General features: G+C 50.2%; 15 protein-coding genes and 1 pseudogene. 3 read left to right on the forward strand and 13 right to left on the reverse strand.

All coding sequences use genetic code 11. The features are described 5' to 3' along the window. Positions 1-19: 19 nt before the first annotated feature. Both DVH26_RS22930 and DVH26_RS22935 read right to left on the reverse strand, forming a co-directional pair. Positions 20-5,683, reverse strand: a complete 5,664-nt coding sequence (locus DVH26_RS22930; RefSeq protein ID WP_239625800.1) for an S-layer homology domain-containing protein — start codon at positions 5,681-5,683, stop codon at positions 20-22. A gap of 323 nt (positions 5,684-6,006) precedes the next feature. After that, positions 6,007-7,413 carry a family 4 glycosyl hydrolase gene (locus tag DVH26_RS22935; RefSeq protein ID WP_239625802.1) on the reverse strand — a complete coding sequence of 469 codons (1,407 nt, stop codon included), beginning with the start codon at positions 7,411-7,413 and terminating at the stop codon, positions 6,007-6,009. 151 nt (positions 7,414-7,564) lie between these two features. Here DVH26_RS22935 and DVH26_RS22940 point away from each other — a divergent pair, with 151 nt between their 5' ends. Continuing rightward, the gene (locus DVH26_RS22940) at positions 7,565-8,401 is read left to right on the forward strand and encodes a helix-turn-helix domain-containing protein (protein WP_239625804.1); all 837 of its coding nucleotides are present in this window, start codon (positions 7,565-7,567) and stop codon (positions 8,399-8,401) included. 40 nt (positions 8,402-8,441) lie between these two features. Here the strand turns inward: DVH26_RS22940 and DVH26_RS22945 are convergent, their stop codons facing one another. The 7 genes from DVH26_RS22945 to DVH26_RS22975 form a co-directional block, all read right to left on the reverse strand. Beyond that, positions 8,442-9,737 (reverse strand): ABC transporter substrate-binding protein, encoded by a 1,296-nt coding sequence (locus tag DVH26_RS22945; RefSeq protein WP_239625806.1) that lies wholly within the window; start codon positions 9,735-9,737, stop codon positions 8,442-8,444. 208 nt (positions 9,738-9,945) lie between these two features. Further along, complete coding sequence (locus tag DVH26_RS22950) at positions 9,946-10,455, reverse strand: ABC transporter substrate-binding protein (RefSeq protein WP_481857616.1); 510 nt, start codon at positions 10,453-10,455, stop codon at positions 9,946-9,948. After that, complete coding sequence (locus DVH26_RS22955) at positions 10,437-12,758, reverse strand: helix-turn-helix domain-containing protein (protein WP_239625810.1); 2,322 nt, start codon at positions 12,756-12,758, stop codon at positions 10,437-10,439. The genes DVH26_RS22950 and DVH26_RS22955 overlap by 19 nt, the downstream gene beginning before the upstream one ends. A gap of 76 nt (positions 12,759-12,834) precedes the next feature. Next, positions 12,835-13,713, reverse strand: coding sequence for a carbohydrate ABC transporter permease (locus DVH26_RS22960; protein WP_239625812.1), 879 nt, complete (start codon positions 13,711-13,713; stop codon positions 12,835-12,837). A gap of 15 nt (positions 13,714-13,728) precedes the next feature. Next, a complete protein-coding gene (locus tag DVH26_RS22965; RefSeq protein WP_239625815.1) occupies positions 13,729-14,694 on the reverse strand; it encodes an ABC transporter permease in 966 nt (321 codons plus the stop codon). Between the two features lie 82 nt (positions 14,695-14,776). Beyond that, complete coding sequence (locus DVH26_RS22970) at positions 14,777-16,387, reverse strand: extracellular solute-binding protein (RefSeq protein WP_239625818.1); 1,611 nt, start codon at positions 16,385-16,387, stop codon at positions 14,777-14,779. Between the two features lie 283 nt (positions 16,388-16,670). Beyond that, entirely contained in the window at positions 16,671-17,462 is a 792-nt protein-coding gene (locus DVH26_RS22975; protein ID WP_239625820.1) for a helix-turn-helix domain-containing protein, read from the reverse strand. Between the two features lie 289 nt (positions 17,463-17,751). Here DVH26_RS22975 and DVH26_RS22980 point away from each other — a divergent pair, with 289 nt between their 5' ends. Together DVH26_RS22980 and DVH26_RS22985 are read left to right on the forward strand one after the other, a co-directional pair. Continuing rightward, positions 17,752-19,227, forward strand: coding sequence for a sulfatase family protein (locus tag DVH26_RS22980; RefSeq protein WP_239625822.1), 1,476 nt, complete (start codon positions 17,752-17,754; stop codon positions 19,225-19,227). Positions 19,228-19,583: 356 nt separating this feature from the next. Beyond that, positions 19,584-21,014 carry a serine hydrolase domain-containing protein gene (locus DVH26_RS22985; RefSeq protein ID WP_239625824.1) on the forward strand — a complete coding sequence of 477 codons (1,431 nt, stop codon included), beginning with the start codon at positions 19,584-19,586 and terminating at the stop codon, positions 21,012-21,014. Between the two features lie 117 nt (positions 21,015-21,131). Here the strand turns inward: DVH26_RS22985 and DVH26_RS22990 are convergent, their stop codons facing one another. The 4 genes and pseudogenes from DVH26_RS22990 to DVH26_RS23005 all read right to left on the reverse strand — a co-directional run. Beyond that, positions 21,132-22,763, reverse strand: coding sequence for a sensor domain-containing diguanylate cyclase (locus DVH26_RS22990; protein WP_239625826.1), 1,632 nt, complete (start codon positions 22,761-22,763; stop codon positions 21,132-21,134). Between the two features lie 280 nt (positions 22,764-23,043). Next, a complete protein-coding gene (locus DVH26_RS22995; RefSeq protein ID WP_239625828.1) occupies positions 23,044-23,532 on the reverse strand; it encodes a hypothetical protein in 489 nt (162 codons plus the stop codon). A 185-nt stretch (positions 23,533-23,717) separates the two neighbouring features. After that, on the reverse strand, positions 23,718-24,089 hold the full coding sequence (locus DVH26_RS23000) for a type 2 periplasmic-binding domain-containing protein (protein WP_239625830.1): 372 nt from the start codon (positions 24,087-24,089) through the stop codon (positions 23,718-23,720). A 186-nt stretch (positions 24,090-24,275) separates the two neighbouring features. Next, positions 24,276-24,491, reverse strand: a pseudogene (locus tag DVH26_RS23005) (carboxymuconolactone decarboxylase family protein); the annotation flags it as partial. Positions 24,492-24,558 lie beyond the last annotated feature (67 nt).

A 24,558-nucleotide genomic window follows, 5' to 3' on the forward strand; every position in this document is an offset into this window, starting at 1 on the left:
GCAGCCAGCTCTGTTCGTATTAATGCTGCGAGCGTTCCAGCATCCGCAGCAGTACGGTCACCGACTCCGCTCGGGTCGCTGTATCGTTCGGGGCAAACCGGTTGTCCTCTTTCCCTTGGACAATACCGGCGGCAGCCGCTTGGGATACGGCGGATTGAGCCCATTGCGGGATGTCTTCCATATCGACGAAGGTCAGTGCTTGAACCGCACCGCTCTCCTTATCAGGCTGTTGTGCCCGCAGCAGCATCGTGATCATTTCCGCGCGATTTATCACTTGATTAGGGCGCAGCGTTTGATCTTCGTAGCCTTGCAAAATACCGGCTTGGACGGCTGCTGCGATCTCGCCTGCAGCCCAGCCGGGGATATCCGACTGGTCTGCGAACGTAACTGCCGCCGTTGTGGCTTTGAGCTTCAGCGAGCGTACGAGCATAGCCGCAAACTGCAGTCTGGTCATCGGATCATCAGGACGGAAGCTTCCGTCCTGGAAGCCGTTGACGATACCGAGCCGGGCGGCTTGGGCGATCGTATCCGCCGCCCAATGCTTCCCTGTATCCGTAAAAGCAGGAGGCTGACCCGATGGAAGCGGCGGTACCGGGTTGGATGAGTCCGGTCCGGACGGAGCCGGTATTGGCGTGCGCGGCGTTTCAGGGGCTGGCCCTCCCGTGCTCGGAGATTGCGAAGCCGGCTTGGATGAGCTTCCGCCGCTATCGCTATCGTCGTCGCTGTCGTCACTGTCGCCGCTGCCGCCCGAGTCTCCTCCGCCAGGCGGGTTCGTCGAGCCTTGTTTCCGCTTCACGATGAGCGTATACACTTTATTGCTGCCGGAGGGCAGCGACACCTCGATCACAATCACGCGGCTGTCTTGTGCAAGCTCCAGTACGACCGGCATGCCGCTGACAGCCGTATACTGCCTGGAATCGTCGACGTTCACAGTAATAACGGATCCGGATGCCAAGGCCGTCGGAACCAGCGTCAAGCGGTTCTGTTCCGCAGGCACAGTCAGATGATACATCGTCTTCCGGGTATCAAAGCCCGGCTTCAGCTCCGTACCGGAGTCCAAGCCAAGTGCGAGCAGCCCTGCGGCGGCTTCCGGCGTATCATCGTTTACTACGACCGAAGCCGTTGCATAGTAGTTCTGATACACGGCGGCAACGACGGTAGTCCCTTTTCCCCTTCCCGTCAGTATGCCATTCTCGTCTACCGTTGCGATTTCAGGGTAAGCCGTGAAAAGCTTCACTCCCTGAAGCGGCTTCACGCTGCCCTGATATACTGCCTGTACCACCGTCTGCATGGTGGTATTGATTTTCATACTGTATTTGTCTTGAGCAAAAGCAATGCGGTCCAGCGGCATGTCCGTACCTGGAGCAGGTGTGGTCTCCCGCTTCACGGCTATCGTATACGTTCGCGATTTCCCCGATGGAAGCGACACTTCAACCGTAACGATGCTGACGTCTTGCGCCAGGACGATTGGCTCGCTCCATTGTCCGTCGGCAACAATATGACGGTTCATGCCGTTTGTACTCACCGCAATCACAGCATTGCCGCCAGCCGCATCAGGTGCAACTCTCACGCTGGATACATCGCTCGGGACGGTAACGCCGTAATAGGTTACATCGGGATGAAACCCCGGGATGGACTCCCCGTTCGGCTGAATCGAGAGCGCGGTTAACTTTGGCGCCTCGTCCTCGACGGATAGTCCGGCATTCGGTCCCACGTCCGCAGCCGTCAACGGCCTGCTCGACGGAGCATCCATCCGGTTATATTCGTCCGCACCCGCATCCGGCATGCTGTAGCGGGTTTGCCCGTCCATATCCTCCCGCGGCAAGAACGGCGCCTTCGAAGCGTCGATAGCCGGGCTATTCGCCGACAAGCGGATGAGCCCGTCCGTGCTGCGAACAAGCTGCAGCGGCTTTTTGTCAATCGCGCCGGAAGGTATTCTCGCCGAATTCGTAATATTCGTCGGGTTGGCGATTCCTTCCACCATGTTGCCGACATAGATCTGACGCTCGTTCTCCGGCACATTCTGTGCCGCCGATGTTTCGTTAAATACGGTGCCGGCGTTGCTGAATACGACGTTGTTATACACTTTGGTTCCTACGGGCTGGTATACTCTGCCGCCAAAGCTGAAGGAAGACGTGTTGTTCCCCACATTCACTATCGTGTTATTGAAAATTTCGACGTTGTACTGTCTCCAATGGCCGCGGAGCACCTCCGTCTGCTTATCCGGCGGCAGCGTATTCAATACGGCCGTCTGCTCGGAAGCCCCTTCCATCCAGCGCACCGTCGGATTGACGCCCCCGTCCGGTCCGGCGTCATGGGTCCCTCCGTCTAGCCGGATGACGTTGGTGGTAAGCCCTTCCATATAATTGTTATAGATTTTATGATCGCTGCCGTAAATTCGGAAGCCACTGAGTCCAGGCGTTTTCCCGTCCCCGATGATAAAATTGCCGTAAAAGCTGTTGCGGTGTCCGTGCCGGGCTACGATGCCACCGTAAGAATTCCGTATCGTATTGTAGCGCACGATATTATCGCTGCTTTTGACCGAAATGATCTCATCCTCGGCGTTAAGCCCTTCGAACAAATTATGCTGAATGGTTACATAACCGGAAGCAAGTGATAACCCGGACAGCCCGAGGCGGATCACTTCCAGACCGTTCGTAACTCTTGGACCGATGTCATGGAAGTAGTTGTACTCAATCGTATCGTACTGGGAGACCGTTCCGCCTTCTTTGCCGTTGTAGGTTATCGTAGCGCCGAAGCCCTTCTTGGGACCGATGTCGTTATAAGCGATCCGGTTATGGCTGCTCTCGCCTTCCACCCGTATGAAGTGTCGGTGAGTACCGTTGTCCGTAACAAGCGACGGGTTCGTATGAGGAGTATCGCCGCTGTACACCGGCCTGTCGGCTATATAATGGTCTCCGCCGCCGATTCGGCAGCTGCCTTCGATATTCGTCAGACACCACACTTGACCTGTTCCGTCCGGGGCGTTAAAGCGGTAAGGCTGGCCTGTCTCGTCTAGCGCGAACCGGTTTTTCAATATGGAAATATTGCTGGAATTGTTCAATTCCACTCCGGGATGGACCTGTTCGTTCGGGAATTGTCGTTTGGGCACCGTCGCGGATGACGAATCCTCCGCCTTCAGCACCGCCGCGAGGGCAGGATCGACGCCACGGTAATCCAGTCCCGGCGTACCGATGCCGCTGTTGAAAACGAGCCCGGAAACTTCCACATGCTTGGCATTTTCAATATGCAGATAGCTGTTGCCTTTGATTACGGCTTTGCCTTGTTCCTTCGCCTTGATCCGGATCGGGAGAGCGGCCGTTCCCTGTTTATCCTTAATGACGAACGGGCCGTTCTGCTCATAGGAGCCGTTGTTCAAGCGGATTTCGATTCCCGGGCGCGCCTGGTCCAACGCCGTTTGCAGCTCTGCTGCGCTGCTAACTTCAATGATCTCGAGCACCGGCTCCGGCCCTTCCGGAGTATCCCCCGCTTGAGGAGGTCCTGTCGGCTCCTCCGGCTCTACTATCACTGGCGGCGTCCCCGTGTACAGGGCGATTTCCGTCAGACTGTTCCAATTCCCCGAGCTGCCTGACGCGCTGTTCCCATACCCGATTAGCCGCACATATCGTGCAGAAGCCGGCTTATCAAGCACGTATGGCTGCAGGATGCTGTCGGTCGGAAGCAGCGACCTGCTTTTTCTTTTGGCAAGAAGCACGGTGCTTGTTGCAAAATCAGGATCGTTCGATTCCACGATTTCAAAGGTAGATAGCCGCTCTCGCGCATTCAAGAATGCGATCTGCAAGTACGTCACCGACTGCGGCTGCCCCAGATCGAACTGCAGCCATTGTCCTTGCCCTGAAGCGGACCAGCGGCTTTCGGGATCCTCCCAATTGCCGTCCACTACTTTGGCAGGCACGTAGCTGGTATTGGGCTGATACGAGCTGGCACTAACGGAGCCTGCGTTAAGCCCGATCTTGCCGTCCGAACCGACCGCCAGCCGGCGAATGATGTCTACACTGTAAGCGTTGCTGGAGCTTCCGTTCGACAGCTCGACCCGCAGCTTGTTCACTCCCGGAACGAGCGCTACGTGATCCGGGTCCGTAATCGGTACGTCTGCCTGCAAATAATTGCTTATCGTCATCGCAACGGTGATCCCGACGGACGCCGGTGCAAGTACTTTTACCTGTTCCGCTTCATTAGGAACGACGGCCGTATACCCGCTTGTCCGGCCGGGCTGAAAGCCGTCCAGCGTATTGTGCCCGCCGCTTACGATTTCCAGCGCGTTCAGCTGAACGTCAGGCACCTTCTCCGCGAAGGTGAAATAAGTACCGTCGGCAAGCGAGATATCGGCGGCAAAGTATTGTCCGCCACGGATCATTGCCGGGGTCAAAGCCGTCGCTGCCGCATGGCTGAAGCTGCTGTCGGAGCTGGTTAACAGCACGCCGCCAAGCGGAATGACGCTCGCAGGGATGGCAGCTTGTACAGGACCGGTGTTTCCCGTATTCTGCACCTTCCAAGTGCGTGCGAGACGCTTGTAGCCGGATCCGAACGGGATAGCCGGCTCTGTGCTGCCATTATCTCCCCACAGCAAGTATTGCCGGTCCGTCAAAGCTTGCTTGGCGGTTACAATGATTTGCTCCGCTGCTACTCCCTGGCTGCTTCGGCTTTGCGGCTGGTCGAGCGCTCCGGCCCTGTCTAGAGCGATGCCCGCAATATTGTGGCTGTATACGCTCTGAGCCGATGCGTTCCATACGACCTGCGGGGCTGGGCCGGCGGATACATAGTCGCCTTCCTTGAGCGTTATGCCGTACTTAACGGCAAGATACGTCTCCACCTGGCGCTTTTGGATAGAGGTCAGCGGATTCGTAAACAAGATCATCTCGCCCATGCTCCCGTCATACCCTGAACCTCCCCCTGCTGCGGAGCCTAACGAAGCGGCAGCTCCCGCCTTGCCGATCAGCGGAGAACGCGCTTGGGTAGTTTGGGCTTCCACTTTACCGTCACGCGAAATGGACTGATAAACGTTAGAACCGACGGTGGCTGCAGGATTTGCATCGAAATGCATCCCCCAAACGTTATAATCGATAGGCGTTACGACATTGGACGCAGTTAGGCGAGTCGCCGTCGTTCCGACATCCCACAGTACATTTCCTTTCCCGGCTGCCGCGCCGGACGTATGAGGGATGTGCGCTCCCATGCTGCCGGACACCAAGGGCTGATTAAATATGGAGGAGTTCGCCATCGAAGGCGCGCCACCGGTAATCGTGAACAGGCTGGCGCCGTTCACGGCTTCTCCATCCGCCAGCAGGCCGTCCGCATCCTGCAAAATGCTCCCCCCGCTGCGCACGAACTTCACCGTGGGCTGGAAATTCAACGCTTCGTTCACAGGCACGAAGCTTGGCTTTGGACGCGACGCTATGGCGGCTACCGTCCCGTCGTTACTAAAATGATTCCCGTTCGGGCTGCTGTCCCTCCACTGCGTAACGGCTTGATCCGTCACGGTAACGCTGGACGGGTCGGCTTTCAGCCATAGCCGCAAACCGGAGGCATCGACGCCCCCCGGCGTTCCGTCCGCTGCTTGGGCAGGAGGAGGCGCTGCGGGCACTCCGCTCAGCAGTAAGGCAAACACGAGTCCGATACGAATCGTTTGAGACCACTGCTTCTTCTTCCTGATTGATTTCAAACCCCTTCTCACCTCTGCATTCAACTCCCTATGCATCCTTAAATTTCAAGCAACCTTAATGAAGCGTTTTCAAATAAGCCAAATCCAGGCTCATCCCTTTTTGTTATATAGGAAGCGGCGGTAGAAAGATATCGTCAAAAGCTAAAAATCGCCTTGAATTTAACTAACCGGATATCATCGATTTGTGAAATCGATCCTCATTTTCGAAACTAAGCTCATTCCGGGCTTAGAGACAGCCTCGTTCATCCCATAAACGACGAAGGTTTTGTCCAAAATAACAAAAAAGCCGCCCCCGAAAGTGCAGGACGACTTTGCTATACAGCTTAGGCCAAACTTTTAGCATACCAATGATCGGGAATGACATCCTTCTCCAGCTCTAGCAGTTCAGTGATGATTTGATCGGCATCGGCAATCGAGTTGACCAACGGATCCGTCAGCATGGCTCTTCTAAGCTTCTCGCGGCTTCCTTCGATTACGGCTTCAGCCGTCAATTCATGGGTATCGAGCACAAGCTCCTGCATCCCCCGGATACCTCGAGGCATAGCGCCAACGGGGAACGGTTTCACACCGTCCATCGTGACCTCACACAACAGCTCCAGGAACGCATCGTCGTTCATATTGGTTACCGCACCCTGGTTGAACGTATTGATGAAGAACGGCTTTCCTAATCCCGCTACCATGTTCTCAATAATATCTGTAGCATGGTCCGGACCGAAGGAAGTCATATATTGCTCGATTGGCGTCTCCCCGCTAAGGAAACTATCCACCTGCTTCCACATATCCGCATGGCGCTTATACCTGTCTTCCGTTTCCCAGATCGAAAGAGGCGGGATGGCATCCTTGAGTTTCCCCAATCCTTGCCAATAAGGGAGATACTCTTTCGTATGGGCGGTACAAGTCGGGACATAGCCGAAAATGTCGTACAGCTGGTAGCTGATCGCATCGTTATACAGAGCCTTGGCTCCGGTGTCGCCCCCTACCGTCTCCTTCTCCGCCGATCGCTTCATCGACTCGGCAATATCGGCAAGCACGTCCTTGCCTTCATACTCTGCCTTTAACAGCCAAGTGAAATGGTTCACTCCGGCAATACGCGCATCGAACTTGCGGTCCATCTCTTCGGTATACTCGCTTTTATGGCTGATAATCCCTGCACGCTGCGCATAGATGATCTTCTTATGCGGCATATGGTGCGAATCGCACAAGGCGAAGCTTTTGAGATTAGGAGCATATCGCTTCAAGGCGATTCCATGTACAGCGGACGGATTGATATAGTTAATGACCCATGCATCAGGGCAAATGGCCTCGATATCCTTGGCGCAATCCATAATCACGGGCAGCTCCCTCATCGCACGGAATATCCCTCCGGGACCAATGGTGTCTCCTGAGCACATTCTAATTCCATATTTCTCGGAGATCGCGCAGTCGATCCCTCTGTATTTTACGGTATCCTCCGCAAAGCTGAGCACTACGAAGTCCGCGTCCTTCAGCACCTGCTTCCGGTCTACCGAGCCTTCAATCTTGAGCTCTACTTTATTGGCTTCAGCCACCATTCTTGCGAGCCTCACCAGCTTGTTCAATCGCTCTTCATTGGTATCAACCAACGCCAGAGTGCCTTTGTTTAAATGCTCGGAATGAACCATCTGCCAAATAGCTTGTCTGCCAAAAAACAAGCTGCCCGCTCCCAGCACGACTACCTTCGGTTTGTGACTACTCATGTTTATCTCCTCCATTCATATTTTTATTATAGGAGAATGGCATGATTGCGGAATGCCTCTCGGTACTAACATCATGTCATTTAGTAAGGTTTTCATATCCTGCTAGTTCCTTATGATATAATGGATTTATCATTACTATGTATTAAAGTACGGGGAGGGTATTGCCATGAGCAGCTTGAATATTTTCAATGAGCTGGCAGAGCATGTCATGCTCCACATTTTCGCCAGCCGGGAAGTCATTCACCCCCTAGGATGGGTAGAGAACAAGCAGCATGTGGATTACGACCTATGGTACCTCCACGAAGGGAAGATTGAAATCGTTATTCACGATCAGGTCCACTTGGCTTCGGGAGGAGATCTGGTTCTGTTCAGTCCCAAGGTGGCTTATACGGCAAGAAACTTGGACGCCAGCTGCAGGTTCACTTATACTCACTTTGATTTCGGGCTCGGGAATCATCATCGAATTCTAGAGCATTTTGAGCTGGCGGGAGTTATTGGGAGCTCGCTAGTCCAAGAGGAAATCCGCTTGTTCCTGGAAACTTATGAGCAATACAAACGGGAAGCTCCCATGTCCGGAATCCGATTGAAGGGCTGCCTCACGATCCTCATTGCCAAGATCATAGAATGCTACGGGCATGGAGAATATCGAGGGGGCTTTACGAGTCATGCGCCCCGCCGCAAGCGGAGTGCGAATCTGGAGACGCTTCAGCCTGTATTCGATTTTATCCATGAGCGTCTGCATCAACCGCTGCGCATTGGTGAGCTGGCCGAGCTGGCAGGCATGTCGGAGAAGTATTTCATTAACTATTTCAAACAAGCTCTTGGCGTTACGCCGGGTCTGTACATCTACCAGTTGAAAATGAACCATGCCCGCGAGCTGCTGTACAGTAAACGATACACGATCCAGCAGATCGCGGGCATGCTCGGTTACCCTGATCCCTTCAGCTTTTCAAAGTCGTTTAAGAAATATTACAAGGTACCGCCTTCTCAGTTCGTCTTGTAATGCGCTTGGTAAGGCTGCGATTAACGTCCCTAGGGTATTGCTACTGAGCCATTTTTTCATCAAGCATTTTGTTGATTTTCTCATCGAGCACCCTCAATGCGGTGTTGACATCTTTTTGTCCGGACAATACCTCGGCATATTCGGCATCCAGAAGCTTGCGGGCATCCGCGTAATATCGGTGGAAGGCAATGCCGGGAGCGGGGCGGCTTTTAAAGATCGATTGTACATTGACATCCTTCAGATACTCTGCGCCGAATTGTTTTTGCAGCTCCGGATCCTTAAGCGGCGATAAGCGGGCATAATGTTTCGCCGCCTTCATCTGTACTTCGTCGGAGATCATCACTTCGATTACCTTCATAGCCGCATCCTTGTTTCGGCTTGTCTTCGGCACAAGCACGACGTGCTCATCGACCATGCCATACTTGTCGGGCAGCTCCTTGTAGCTTGGATATTGCGCTACCCCCACCCGAAATATCTGCCCTTCGACCGATTTCTTAATATTTTGGAAGGCATCGCCAACCATAGCGAACATGGCTACTTCGCCTTTGTAAAAATCTTTGTTAGGGAAGTTACCCGGAATCGTCTGAATACGGTAGCCTAAATTGAATATTTCCTTCCAGGTATCGTTATTCACATTGGCTCTGTCTTTTTGAGTGGCTTTGTCCTTCTCGATTAGAGTAGGTGACCATGGAAATGAGATGCGGGTAATTTTCTCGATATTCAGTCCTTGGTATTGCTGGCCGTTGTCCATCCGTGTCATGATTCTGCCGAGCTCCGTCGCTTCTTCCCATGTCATTCCGTCCTTGGGGTAGGGGACGCCGAACTTGTCAAACAAATCTTTGTTGTAGAACAAAGCGTAAGTTTGTGCGAAATACGGAAGCGCATACAATTCTCCTTTATCAGACATCACACGTAATGCATCCAGATACGCCGGATCGAAGCGGCCTAAGTCGACATTGTGTTTCTTGAGAAGAGGCGTCATATCTTCGATTAAATCCAGATTTTTTAATGACGGTACGTTATTGAGCACGTAGGTCAGCACATCCGGAGGGTCTCCTGCGGTGATCAAATCTTCCAGTTTGCCGTTTTGCAGTTCAATCGTAATATTCGGATATTTTTGGGCCATAGGTTCGACAATCAAAGTCTGGAATAGGTCATCGCTCAGGGAAGCACCGCGAAAAACCTTGAGAGTGACAGGTCGGGAAACATCAACTAACGAATCTTTGACTTCCGCGTTCTTGGAATCCGTGACTTCAAGCGAAGTCGCGGGTCCGCAACCGGCGAATACAAGGCATGTCATGAAGATTGAGATCATTCCAGCTCCAAGTCGAATCATCGGAAATTTGTCCTCCATTCACTTTGAAAGCGCTTTTAATTCAATTATAGGAGGAAAAGCTAAAAGAAGAATATTCCATGGTTAGAATTTCATGTCAAATAGTACTATTTTGCTCCCAACAAATAAAAAAACGGATCAAGTCTGTATAATGACACAGACCAGATCCGATTCTTGTAACAATTCATGTTTGTTACTATCTCATTGCAGTCTATTCTTTGCCCAAAAAGCCTTTTTTGAAAATACCCAGTAAATACTCTAGCGTTATCGGATCGCTATAGCTGGATGCTTTGGTCTCAATCTCAATGACACGTTGATTCTTGACAGCCGGGATGTTCTTCCAGATCGCTGAATCCTTGAAAGCGGCATCGGCATCCAAATTTCTGCTAAGAACAATGTAGTCTCCGGCATATTGCGGCAGAACCTCTTGAGAAAGCTTGTAGAAGCCGGGTCCAAGCGCGTCGCTCTTGATTTTATCCGGCATTGACAGCCCCATCGCCTGATACAGAATCTCGGTGCCGCGAGCCCATTTGTCGCCGAATACATAGAAGTCTTTCGTGTTCGTCTCGAACACCGACACGGTGACGTTATCGCCGAGCTTGGCTTTAATTTCTTTGCCGGCCGCTTCATTTTTCTCAGGGATTCGATTAGACGCACCTCGACGGTTCTCCTCCGCAGCAGAAACGGTGAACCGCGATTTCGTTACAGCGATTCGCGGTATTTGCCCGGCGTCGTTCCCTCATACTTTTTAAAGACCCGAATAAACCCGATATCGTTGGCATATCCCACTTTATTGGCGATTTGCGTGAACGTCAGCTTCTTGTCCTGCATTAATTTCTTCGCCTCGTCGATCCGTACTCTTGTCAAATAATCGGTCAAGTTCACTCCTGTTTGTTTCTTGAAGAAGGCGGACAAATATTGCGGGGTTAATTCGAATTGATCGGCAATGGCCGTCAAACTGAGCATGTCGTCGCCGTAGTGCTGCTCGATGTACCGGATAATCCGTTCGGACAGCTGTCGTCCGTGATTGCTGCGCCCCGCGTTCAAATAATGGGAGAGGGTGAGAAACCAGTCGCTGATCTTGACCTTCATCTCTTCTACCGTCGGACACCCGGACAGCTCCTTCAGCGGATCGAACCCTTCCCCGAATACCTCATTGTATAATGGATCCATCGGGTTCATGATCTTCCAAAGCGTGCTCACCATATTGGTAAACAAGCTTCGTCCCAATTCCGGGGTCATCCGCCGTTCTCTGAAATGCGCGTGAAACAGGTTGCCGATGAGCCTATCGACATTGTCCGCATCTCCGCTCTTGGTGAAGTTGATCAGCTGAATTTCCGTTTCAATGGGATAAAAATAATGGCGGTCCGATACCGCTATTTCACAGTAACGAATAATGCTGCTGTGCCCTCTGTACATTTTGTAATCCAGTGCTTGAAGCGCTTCGAAATACGATTCGCACGCCCGCTCCACCCCTGCGTAGATCCCCCCGATAGCAAGAGTTACATAGGTCTTGAAGCGCTCCTCCACCATATGCTTGAGCTGAACGGCAATAATACTAAGCTCCTGATCCGCTTCCTCAAGCTGTTCTCCGGCGATGTTGACAAGAAGGGCTACCCGGTTCTGATCCAGCTCTATCGCATATCCCCATTGGCGCTCGCGAATCAATTCATTGCCGATATTGGAAATGACAAACCGAATCAAAGCCCACTGCCGTTCGGATTGATCGGCGCTGAACCGGCTGAAATCGGCAATGTCGATTAGAATCACGGCGAACCGGTCGGAGATCAGCCGGATATCCATAAACTGCAGCGATTCATCGGTCAACCGTGACGCATCTACATGACCGCGGATGAGGCGCGACAGAAAGCTTGCCTGAATAACCGGAGCTTGACGGGATAAGATCCCCCGGAGCTCCCGCTCTTCGTGCATCGTCATTTGAATCGCTTCCCGGATAAATTCGTACTCATTGGACGGGAGTACCGCGCGCATCGGCTTCTTATTTTGCAGAACGCGCACCACACCCTGCAGCGGAGCGTAATTGCGATGCACCCAAAAGGCGATCGCCGCTCCCCCGCCGACCAAGCAAATCAAAAGCAGCGTGATCATCCAGTTTTTCAGCGTATAGACCCGCTCCAAGTAGACTTGCTTCGGCATAATATGAATGTACTTCCAGCCGTTCTGATCGGATACGGTATAGGACAGCATCATGTCCTTGCCTTGATCCCGATATTCGTAGGGAATGCCCTTGGTCTGCACGTCTTGACCGATCTGATCCCACGGGAGAGACAGGCCTCCATCGCCGTCGCCGGCAATCAGGCGGTCTTTCCGGTCCAGAATATAGACGGAGCTCTGGTAGGCGGATTCGATTTTAGCGAGCATGCTGCGAACTTGATTCATATCAAGCATAATCACAAGCGCACCGCGGATATCGGTCGTTTCCCCCAAAGGCAGGGTCTGCATGTAGGTTATCGTATCCAGCTTGCCGTTCGGCGTCTCGTAGCTGACGGGAACATAATCCTGATAATGAGGACTGCTTAGCAGTTGGCCCCGCCAAGCATCGAAGCTGGTTCCAACCGGATGGTACAAACGCTCATAGAGTACTTCCGGCGTTGTTTTGGCTGTCGGCATCAGCACCGTATTGCTCGAGCTGAAATACACGTAATAGCCTTGTATGAGATCGCTTACATTTTGGTAGCGAGACATATGGTCCGACACAAATTCAACGAACTTGTAAGCATCGGCGGAATTCGTCGTATCCGTGTTGTTCATTAGCCACTGCATACGGGGATTCAACGCTATTTGCTGCGACATCTGCTGGACATCCTTAAGCTTGCTGTCCATTACTTGACGGAGCTGCTCGAGCATGGCCAAGTTCGCCCGGTTCGCATTATCGGTCATAATCGTAACGGTCTTCGTATACAGAATCGATCCGAGAACAATAGGAAGCAGGAAGACGGCCAGATAAGACAGAACAAGCGTTGTGAAGGCACTTCCAAGAGGTTTGCTTTTGATTCGCACCATCTCTCACCTCTTACGAGTTCGTTCTTCATAACAACTTATTCTGGAAGTCTGTCCCGTTTTCCTGCTTCTTTGTCATTTATTCCTTCAACGCTCCGATCATGACGCCCTTAACAAAATATTTTTGCAGGAACGGATACAGCACCAGGATCGGAAGGGTAGCAACCATAATCGTCGCGTACTTGATCGCTTCCCCTATCGGCATTTTATCTACACCGGAAGCATTCGTCGTCATGTTGTCCGTGCTGTTCGTAATGAGAATCTCCCGCAATATCAGCTGCAGCGGATATAACTCTCTATCGCGCAAATAAATCATCGCATTGAACCAGGCATTCCAGTGGGCTACGGCGTAGAACAACACCATAACGGCCATAACCGGGATCGACAGCGGAAGAATAATCCGCCACATGACGGTCCATTCGCTCGCCCCGTCCATCTTCGCCGATTCCTCCAGACTTATCGGAACAGCCTGGAACGAGGTGCGCATAATAATCAGATTCCATGTGTTAATCGCTCCGGGTATAATCATGGCCCATGGCGTATCAACAAGCCCCAGGTTGCTGACCAGAAGGTACGTAGGGATGAGTCCGCCCTGGAAGAACATCGTGACGACGATCATGAACATAATCGCATTTTTGAAGAAGACGTTCCGCCTGGAGAGAAAATAAGCCCCAAGCGCGGTCATCAGCAGATTAAATGCGGTCCCGACAACCACATAGAACAGCGTATTGCCATAACCGCTCAATATGTTCGGATTGGCAAAGACCGCTTTGTAAGCATCCAGGCTAAAGCCGTAAGGCTTCCAGAGCAAGCCGCGATGCTGCGCCAGCAGCCCCGGATCGCTCAAGGATGAAAAGGCTACGTACAAAAACGGGTACAGCGTCAAGAAGCAAAGAACGATCATAAAAACCGTGTTAAGCACATCAAAAGTTTTTTCGCCCAAAGTCGGTTTATCCATCCAGCTGCCCCCCCATCACCATAGTTTAGTCTCGCTTACCCGCTTGCTTATGCTGTTCGAGAGGATAAGCAGGGAAAAAGCAATCACGGCGTTAAATAAACCTACGGCGGTCGTATAGCTGTAGCTTGCTTCCAGAATCCCTTTGCGGTATACGAAGGTAGAAATGACGTCAGCCGTATCGTAGGTGAGCGGATTGTACATGAGCAATATTTTCTCGCTGCCCACGGACATCATCGACCCCATTTTCAAAATTAATAAAATAATGATGGTGGGCATAATTCCCGGGATCGTAATATGCACCATTTGCTTCCACCGGCCTGCTCCATCGACTTTTGCCGCCTCATACAAGGTAGGATCGATATTCGACAGCGCCGCCAAATAAATAATGGATCCCCATCCGACCTGCTGCCAAATGCCTGAAGACACATAAATAAAACGAAACCAGTCCGGCTCGGATAAATACGACTTTGATGCTATGCCGAACGCGGAGAGCAATTGATTCACAACCCCGTCCCTGGCCAAAAAGTCTACCAGCATCCCGACGATGACGACAACCGAGATGAAGTGCGGCAAATACGTGACTGTCTGAACAATTCTTTTGAAATATTGCCGGCGCAATTCATTCAGCAGCAGCGCCAGAATGATCGGTGCCGGAAATCCGAAAATCAGCTCATATACATTGAGCAGAAGCGTGTTGCGGATAAGTCTCCAAAAATAATAGCTGTTAAAAAATTCAACAAAATGCTCGAAGCCAACCCAACGGCTGTTCCAGATGCCGTCTCCCAGACTGAAGTCTTTAAATGCGATTTGCAGTCCGTACATCGGTCCGTAGTCAAAGATCAGATAATACGCGATAACGGGCAGCACCATCAGATACAACAGCTTGTTGCGCTTTAAATCGCGGCCGATCGTTACCCACAGGCTCTGCCCGGAACGGCTCGACTTGACGACTCTCCCTTCTGCGGCTTTGATTGTCTCCATACGGCATCCCTCCTTCTCTTGGTATAAGACAGGGGGATGAACGGGTCATCTCCCCTGTATATGGTCGGTCCACCAGCTATAGTTACCGTTTTTTGTATCTTTCCAGTGCAGCCTGTTGAATCTTAACAGCTTCTTGTATTCCCATGCCCTCGATCGTTTTGACGTATTTATCGAAATTATCGAGAGGCTCCGCCCCCATGATAAACTTGTTGAACATTTCGTCCTTGAACGTGTTCACATCGTTCATGATCGAAGCGAATTTGCTGCTCTCATCCGATGTCGGTGTGACAGGCGGGAGCTTTCTTTCGTCGGTCGGCTCTCCCCAGATTTTGATCGAATCCTTCTGCTCCGGCAAAGCGGCGTATTGCTCCATATACCGTTTGTCTTGCACGAACGGACCGTTGAAGTTGGAACGTACATGGCGGGCCATGGCCTGAGCCACCGACATATCCTTCGGATTCATGATATCGTCGGTAAACGTCGGGTAGCCGCTGACCATTTTGTAGGAAACGCCGTCCACCCCAAAGTTAAACAGCATTTTGCCTTCATCACTGTAGGCGTAGTCAAGCCATTTGGCTGTTGCTTCCGGGTTCTTATTTGAGGTCGAGATCGCTGCAGCCACCCCGCCGGAGAAGTTGTAGCTTCTTGCGCTCCACAGCTTCTTGTCGCCTTTGTTTACGACAGGAAACGGTGCGGCTACGAGCTTGAAGTCGGCAATTTTGTTTTTCACGAGCGACGTATAGTTGCCGATCCCTGAGCCCGTACTCATTACGGTCGCGAACAGCTGATTCCCTGTTACCTTCGCATCCTTCAGCTTGCTGTCGGTCACGGCGAAGTCCGGATCCAGCAGACCTTCCTTGTACCATCGGTTCATGACTGTGAGGAACTGCTTATATTCGGGCTGAATCGGTCCGTAGCTGACTTTGCCGTTCACATGGTAGAAATCGTAGTTGACGCCGAACGAGCCAAGGAAGGCCACAGATCCACCCATGTCTCCTTTGCTTATCAAGAGCGGAATCTCATCCGGCTTGCCATTCCCGTTGATATCGCTTTTCTTGATTGCGGTCAATGTGTTATACCAGTCATCGACTGTTTCCGGCATTTTCAGATTCAGCTTATCCAGCCAGTCTTTTCGGAGCGCGATACCGTTACTGACCAGCAGGTAATCGTCGCCGCGCAGGAATGGAAATCCGTAAATGCTGCCTTCATCCGTCATGACCTGCCGTTTCCAATCCGGATTGGCATCCAATATCTTCTTCAAATTAGGAGCATTCTTATCGATAATATCGTTCAGCTTAATAATCTTTTTATCCTTGATCGCCTTTTCCGGGCCGCCGGGATAACCCGTCCAGCCGTATTCAATGACATCGGGAAGATCCTTGCCGGTAATCATGAGATTGAACTGATCCTTCTCCTGGCCGACAGGCGGGTGCTGGAAGCTTACATTGACGCCGGTCTTCTTTTGCAGCTCCTGATACACCGTCATATCGCCAAAGCTTTTTAAGGTAGCGGCGACATTGCTTGCAAGACTCACCCAATAGGTAAGCGCTTGCAATTTCGGAGGCTCTTGGCCTTCCTTCTTTTCGGCCCCTTGATTTGGCGGGCTCGAGCTGCTGCATCCTGCAACGACCGAGAGAGACAGTACTGCGGAAGCCCCTGCGGCTGCCCACTTTTTCCGACTGACTTTTTTCATATACCCCTTTTACCTCCTTCAAATAGGACAGAAGTTTGGCGAAGCGTCCGGTTCTTATGAGGTGGCACAAAGCGATCAAGGATGAGTCGGACAAGGCTGCTGTAGATCGCATGCTGCCGGCAATTTCGCTCATCCCCTATTCTGGCAAACAATTCGTAACATGGAAATCACTCAATTTAACCAATGATAATCCGGCTTTAAGATTCGCCGTTATCCGATATTAAGATGGGCTATCCTGAATTAACATTCGCGGAATGGGCTGGTTAAATTCAGCATATAGGGATCAATTTATATCCCCTTTTGCCAAGAAGGCTGTTGGCGACATGGAAGTAAACTTCTTGAACATTTTAAAAAAATAAGACGTATCGTAGTATCCTAAATAGTGGGAAATATCCGAAATACTCATGCTGGAATTTACAAGTAAGTTGCGTGCCTCCATCATTCGCAGCTGGTGCATGTACTGAATCGGGGATTGCCCGTTCACCTCTTTAAACAAGGAGATGGTGTAGTTAGGGGAACGCTGGATCATATCCGCCAGCTGTTCGATCTGGATAGACGAGCGGTAGTTTTCCAAAATATATTGCTGTATCGTCTTGGCAAGCTTTACTTTGATCGGTGAGATGTTGAGCACATCCGCCTCCCGCCCGATGATCGCCAGCAGCTCTTGCAGGATACTAAGACTGATTAATTCGTAGAAGGGCTTTTTTTCCAAGCCTTCACGATACAATTGCATGATACGCTGCTTAATATGCTCAAAACCGCGTATTTTCAAATGGATAATGCGCCCGTTCATCAAATAAGGAATGTCATTTTCCCCCAACAGGTTTGGATAAACAAAGTGGAACAACACCGTATATTTCTGATGCGGCTCCTCGTTGCCGTTCTCCGCCATCCTGCTCGTTCCCTTAGGAATAAGCAGCAAATCCCCTTCCTCCACCATTCGACGCTCCCCGTTTAACGTGTATAGCACTTTCCCGCGCACAACCAATACCAATATATGGTGTTTTATGACATCCAGCTGGTTACGCCAATTGGGAATTAGATTATCGAAAAAAGCGGAATAGATCGTAAGCATAAGGATAGTCATTCCTCCTTGAGCAAAGTCTCATAGGAATATATGGGACCCATAATATTGTACACCTCAGTATGGCATGGGTAATGCGTTTTTTGAAGCTGTCTCGCATTAAATACAATAGTTTTATACATCTAATCTTTGAATCATACATAGACGTACCAGGGAGCGTATACCTATAATTTACGTTATCAGCAGGAAATGAAAGCAATTTACTTTGTCGACGGCATGGCCGGCGCGATAAAAGGATAAACCACTACTTTACCTTATACCTTACAAAGGAGAGTGTCGAATGAAAACTAACAAAACTAGAGTACTGCTGCTGGATTTGGATTCTACCCGCCCGGATCATCTGGGCTGCTACGGTTATCACCGTAACACCTCCCCTAACATTGACTCCATCGCCAAGGAAGGAGTCCGGTTTACGAACTACTATACTTCCGATGCTCCATGCTTTCCCTCTCGTACCGCGCTCATGACGGGCCGCTTCGGCATTCATAACGGAGTGGTCGGCCACGGCGGAACGGCAGCGGACGTGCGGCACGAAGGAATCGATAGGGCGTTCCGCGACCGAATCGGCAAAGATTGCCTGCCGGCGATATTCCGTCATGCCGGAATGAAAACCGCCCTGATCAGCCCGTTTGCGGAGCGGCATTCTTCCTGGACGTTCTATGCAGGCTTTAATGAAATGCACAACACCGGCAAAGGCGGGATGGAATCTGCGGAAGAAGTCACCCCGGTGGCATTGGATTGGATTCGCCGGAACGCTCAAGAGGATAACTGGTTTTTGTATGTCAATTATTGGGACCCTCATACCCCTTATAGGACACCGGAGAAGTTCTCCAATCCGTTCGAGGACGATCCCCTTCCAGACTGGATCACCGATGAGGTGCTGGAAGGGCACAAAAACAAGATTGGCCCGCACAGCGCAAGCGAAATCAATATGTACGACAATCGGACATTACCGCAGTATCCGCGTCATCCGGGAGAAATTACGGACAGAGACGGGCTGAGGCGAATGATTGACGGCTACGACATGGGAATCCGCTATATGGATGAGCATATCGGCCTTCTGTTCCAAGAGCTGAGTGCTCAAGGCGTGATGGATGACCTGATCGTTATCATTACCGCTGATCATGGCGAAAATATGGGCGAGCTGGGCATCTACGGAGAGCATGGGACCGCCGATCAAGGCACCTGCCGCATCCCGATGATCATCCGTTGGCCAGGACTTCAGTCGGATCATGTCTACGACGGGCTCCATTACCACCTGGATTTGGTTCCGACGTTGGCAGAATTGCTCGGCGCCCCTTCCTCTTCCAGCTGGGACGGGCAAAGCTATGCGGCTGCGCTTAGGACAGGCGAATCGTGCGGAAGAGACTACTTAGTCGTCTCCCAATGTGCTCATGTATGTCAACGCAGCGTACGATTCGGTGACTGGCTTTATGTCCGAACGTATCATGACGGCTATCATCTATTCGATAAGGAAATGTTGTTCCAGCTTCGCGAGGACCCTTACGAACAGCACAATGCGGCTGGCGAACGCCGCGACATTTGCAAGGATGCCGTCTATTATTTAAACGAGTGGCACGATCAAATGATGCAATCGATGCCGCACGACGTCGACCCGCTATGGACGGTTATTAAGGAAGGCGGACCTTATCACGCCAAGGGCTTCCTCAAAAACTATGTGAACCGTCTGGAGGAAACAGGTCGAGCTTACGGAATCGAGGAGCTTAAGCTCCGGCATCCGCGCGAATTCGCTTAAATTGAACAAACCCACGGGTTTTTAAGCTCGTGGGTTTTTCGTTGAAACAAATTTATCAATGTCAAGGGACGGCAACAGTGGCAAGCATTAATGGTTAACAATCCCAACCTGATACTCGTCTTCATAGATAAGAACGCCTGGAAGTTCTATGGAAACTGACTTTATTATGTCGACATCATGCTTCTTTGCAATATATAAAAGAGGCTCCAATCGTATTATCATTTCTTGTGCCAAGCCTTCAATCGACTTCAATTGATTATTATTATTTTGTCTCTTGATCCATAAAATGGAACTGGTACAATGGAATGTAAGCGCTAATTATCCTTGTATTCCATTGTAAAAAAGGAGCGATTGACATGCTGCAAACGAATGCCTTGCCCCGCATCAGGCCCGAAGAAGCCGGTGTATCTCCATCCGCGATTTCATCCTTCTTGAAGGAAGCTCAATCCAGTAACATAGGACTGCACAGCTTCCTGCTGCTTCGTCATGGCCATGTGGCTGCTGAAGCGTGCTGGGCACCTTACAATCCGGATTATCCGCGTATGATGTTCTCGTTAAGCAAAAGCTTTACTTCGACGGCCGTCGGATTTGCGGTGGCGGAAGGCCTGTTGTCGGTAGACGATCCCGTTATCTCCTTTTTTCCGGATAAGCATCCAATTGATGACGAACATTTGAAAGCTATGCGCGTACGGCATTTGCTCACCATGTCGACAGGGCATGCCAAAGATACGACGGGACAATTACATAAGCATCCTGACAAAGACTGGGTACAGGCATTCTTGGAATTACCGGTTGAGCATAAGCCGGGTACGCACTTCGTGTATAACAGCGGCGCCACCTATATGCTGTCGGCGATCGTTCAAACAATTACTGGGCAAACACTTGTGGATTACTTGCAGCCAAGATTGTTCGAGCCTTTAGGCATTCAAGGCGCCAAATGGGATTCTTGCCCCCGTAACATCAACACCGGAGGATGGGGCTTGAAAATAAAACCCGCCGATATTGCCCTCTTCGGCCAAATGTATCTTCAAAAAGGCATGTGGAACGGAACCCAGGTGGTGCCTGAAGCATGGGTGGACGAAGCCACCTCCTTCCAGGTATCTAATGGAGAGGACCCGGGCAGCGATTGGAAGCAAGGTTACGGCTACCAATTTTGGCGGTGCCGTCATGGAGCCTATAGAGGAGACGGCGCATTCGGTCAGTTCTGCCTTGTGATGCCGGAACAAGATACCGTTATTGCAATCACATCCGGGGTCAAAAACATGCAGTCCGTGCTGAACCTGGTCTGGGAGCATTTACTGCCAGGAATATCGGAACAGCCGCTTCCGTTAGATGAAGTACAGTACGATGAGCTGCAGGATGCTATAGCCTCACTCGGGTATGCGCCGCTTGCTGCTGAATTCACTTCCTCCGAAGCTGAAAGCATCACCGGCAACCGGTATATTATGGAGGATAATGAACTGAAGCTGCAATCGGCCTCCTTCCGGTTTGAAGAAGCTGTATGTACGTTCGATTTTCAATTGGAGCCACTTGGGAACGGCCAAATTCAATGTGGAATCGGCTCTTGGATCGAGAGTACAACGATACCGATTGGAGGAATGTCGGGAGTTGCCGCCAGCGGGAAGTGGAGTGACGATTCAACCTTTGTTATGGAATGGCGGTTTGTGGAGACTCCGTTCTACTATACTTTAACATGCCGATTCGAAGAAAACAGTGTGAAAATGGAGATCATCAGCCATATCGGCGGCTCCAACGAGCCTCTGCATCTTATCGGACAGTCGGAATAATAGACTCGGAAAATGAAAGGCCATCCTTAACCGGGATGGCCTTCCTGTTTTAGTTCGATGGACCAATAACCGCTCTCTTTTATTGAAGAAGCGAAACAGCCTGTAGTTCCAGAGCTTTTACAATAACATCTGCTGATTATCCAGTAATTTTTTATCCTCATTATAAACTACGCTTTGATTCCTGCCATTCCTTTTCGCTTCATATAAAGCTTGATCAGCAAAACTCAGCAGTTCGGCTGGTTCGTTCGTTTGAGTGGGATAGTGGGCCAGCCCTATAGATAAGGTGCAAGTCCTGCCGATCGGATTCTCGTCTGTCTCAAATGCACAGCGAATGCGTTCAGATGTTGCGTAAGCTTCAGATAACGGCGTTCTTTTAAGCAGTACAACAAACTCTTCTCCGCCATACCGGCAGCATACGTCTTCATCAAGCACATTCCTCTGCAAAAGCCTTGCAAGATGATTCAACATCACATCCCCGGTTGGATGACCGTATGTATCGTTAATTGTCTTAAATCGATCGATGTCCATAATCAGGAGCGTGTACTCTTCGGTCTCAAGCATCCACTGATTCATTATTTTTTCCATGCCTCTACGGTTCACTAAACCTGTCAGCGGATCGATCATGGCTTCGCGGGACAATTGATCGGTGTGTTCTTCAATATGCTTTAGAAAACGGCCTATCGTCTTGGCCAATAAATCGGCCTCTCGATTCCAGTAGCTGCTGACTTCTGCGTCACGGCTTTGTCCTTGTTCATAATGGCTGATTAATCGTGCCAGGGCAACGAAAGGTTGTGCCAACCGTCGTGAGAGCCATATTGCAATGATTAAAAGCAAAAGAATAGCTGGAACAAAGTAGACAAGAATCCCTTGGATAAATTGATGCAGAAGATTATCGACCGCTTGGCCGGGTGACACGACAACAATTCCCCAGCCCGTCGAAGGGACTATGGAATAGCCGGCAAGCTGAACAATTCCGCGCGAATTCACCACCTGCCGTTTTCCGCTGTGTCCCTGTGTCAACTCATTAACGACGGGATTTTCTATTACATTCTCCCCGACCCGCTTAATATCAGGATGATATAGCAGATGCCCCTCCGAGCTAACCACATAGTAGTACGAGCCATTCTCATCTATCGAAGTGCTGCCGAATACTTGGCTGATCACATTAGGCTCTTGAAGATAGATCGTCCCTACGATGTAACCAAGGTATGTGCCCTGCTTGTCAAATATCGGTTCGCTCATCGAAACGATCATTCTTTTTGTAGTAGGTGTTAAGTATGGCTTGGATAAGTACGGCGCTTTCAGCCTCAATGTTTCCTTGGCTACCTCGGAAGCAACCACGGTTCCTTCCAACCCGCTTAGTGACGCCGGCGACGCAGCATGGATTTGTCCTGTTTCCTTCACAATGGCGATGGAATTGAAGAAGTGACTGCTTTTTCGCAACAGCTCCAGCTTCCCATAAGCTTCTTGCGATGTCATATCCGGATAGTTGTGTAAAATCTCTACAGAATATTTTAAACTTTCTCTCATGGATGTAAATAACCTGTCCATAGACAGACTCATTTTTTTGGAATTCGACGAATTTAAGGAAAGCGCAGTATCTATCAGAGATTGTTTCTTAAAATGGAAGGATAGAATAAGAAGAATCGTAGCCGTAATGAAGATAGTTAGACAGACAAGACCTATTACAAGCATTGTTACACTAACTTTTTGTTTCGGTTTGAGCTGAATGTCATGAAAGATTACCATCTACCCCTCACCTGTAGTTATGTTTAGCAGAAAGACGACTAATCCATATTATACTACAAAAGAGCATTAGGTATATGTGCCTATTTATCGACATAAAATAGTTCTTTCGACTTATTAATATGAGATATTATTTCAATCTCTGGTGCAGCCAACCGCTAACCACTGGTAGCTCAATCGATTATTGCTTCTAATCGGGTCGTAGAGCTCCGTCTGGATCCATGTAAAAGAAAACCAGTGATCCACGGTTGGCTCTCTTGATTACCATCACAGAAGAAACGGGTTACTTTTTAAGAAGCTCATCCACCTTCGCTTTCATGGCTCGTATCGTCGTTTTCTTATATTGAATGCCGAGGCGGAGCACCTTAAGCTGCTCCCGGCGGGTTAGCTTTTTCATTCGAGGGTCCTGTTGTAAGAATGAACGAATAATAGACCAGCTATTACCTGCGATCTGATCCGTATTAATGTAAGGAAGCTCGTAGGGCATCTTGCGTTTTCGGATACGGTTCATGAGCAGGGTCAAGGCTGAAGAAAGTTTGCCTTCATCGACCAGACAAGGCACCACACTCTTTTTCGCATACCTCCTGTAGTGCTCGTAATAATTGATTCCGTTTACAATGACATATCCGCCGGCTTTTCGGTTTTTCCTCACGATCAACAGCTGCATGCAATCCTGTGCGACTTTACGAAGCTCCTTGCTTCGTCTAGTTGTTTTGACGTACAATTCAGGCTTTATTTTGTCTAGAGGTATATATTGCACCGTATATCTCATCCGGCAGCACCCCTTGATATATCGTTAGTGTAGTGTATGTCGTCCCGAATCAAACGTACCTGATTGCTGCAGCGCCTAGGTTACATGACAAAGCTCCCCTTACCGAAGCAGGTTCTTATCCTGTAACCTGTCTAGCGTAAAAGGAGCCGCTCTCGCTCTAGATCACACATGGTTTATTTACTTATCTACTTTCCATTGTACGTTCTCTTATATGCGGTATTGTACATGGAAATAATCTCGTCTAGGCCCAGTTTCTTTGCTTGGTCCGTGAACTGTTTAATCGTATCGTCATTAATAGGAGTTTTGCCGACGACGAATTCCGCCATTTTTTGTTCCATATATTTGTTCAGATTGGTGAGCTTCGATTTTTCCAGCTCCTGCTCCTCTTTCGTCTTAACATAAGATCTCGGCGAAGGCAGGATAATCGGTTCATATGCTGCATTGATTTTTTTCGTCTTCTCGTCCAATGCGCTTTCCCATGCTAATCTTGCGATGGCAAAATCCGAGCCTATCCCCGGATACCACACGCCATAATCGCGGCGCAGCGTCCAAATCATACTGCTTGTTGCCGCTTGCGGTACGCGCCTTACCGATTAATGCATCAATGTCCGCCTTCCAGAAGAAAGTGACGAACGACTTGTTCGAGATGAGCCGCTCATCGAATTGTGTTTATTTTCCCCCTATTTGAAAAAGCCAATCCCCGTAAATAATCTGATGTACAGGGATTCTCCTGAAAAAGTTTATTATTTATGTGCCGCTGGCTGATAATCTCCAGGTACCATCCCCGTTGATATTGCCATTCGATTCCAGGTGTTGATCGCATTAATCGCCATTATCAAATTGACAGATTGGCCCTCGTCAAAGTGTTTGCGGACATGCTCATACAATTCCTGAGGCACGCCGGCATTCGAGATTTGGGTCACAGCTTCTGTTAATGCTAGTGCGGCCCTCTCTTCTTCCCCATTCCAATAGTAGCGATTCTTATGTGGCGAAAAATAAAAAACGGTAAGAAACCTGTAATAGATT

The sequence above is a fragment of the Paenibacillus sp. H1-7 genome, assembly GCF_022354825.1.
GTDB lineage: Bacteria > Bacillota > Bacilli > Paenibacillales > NBRC-103111 > Paenibacillus_S.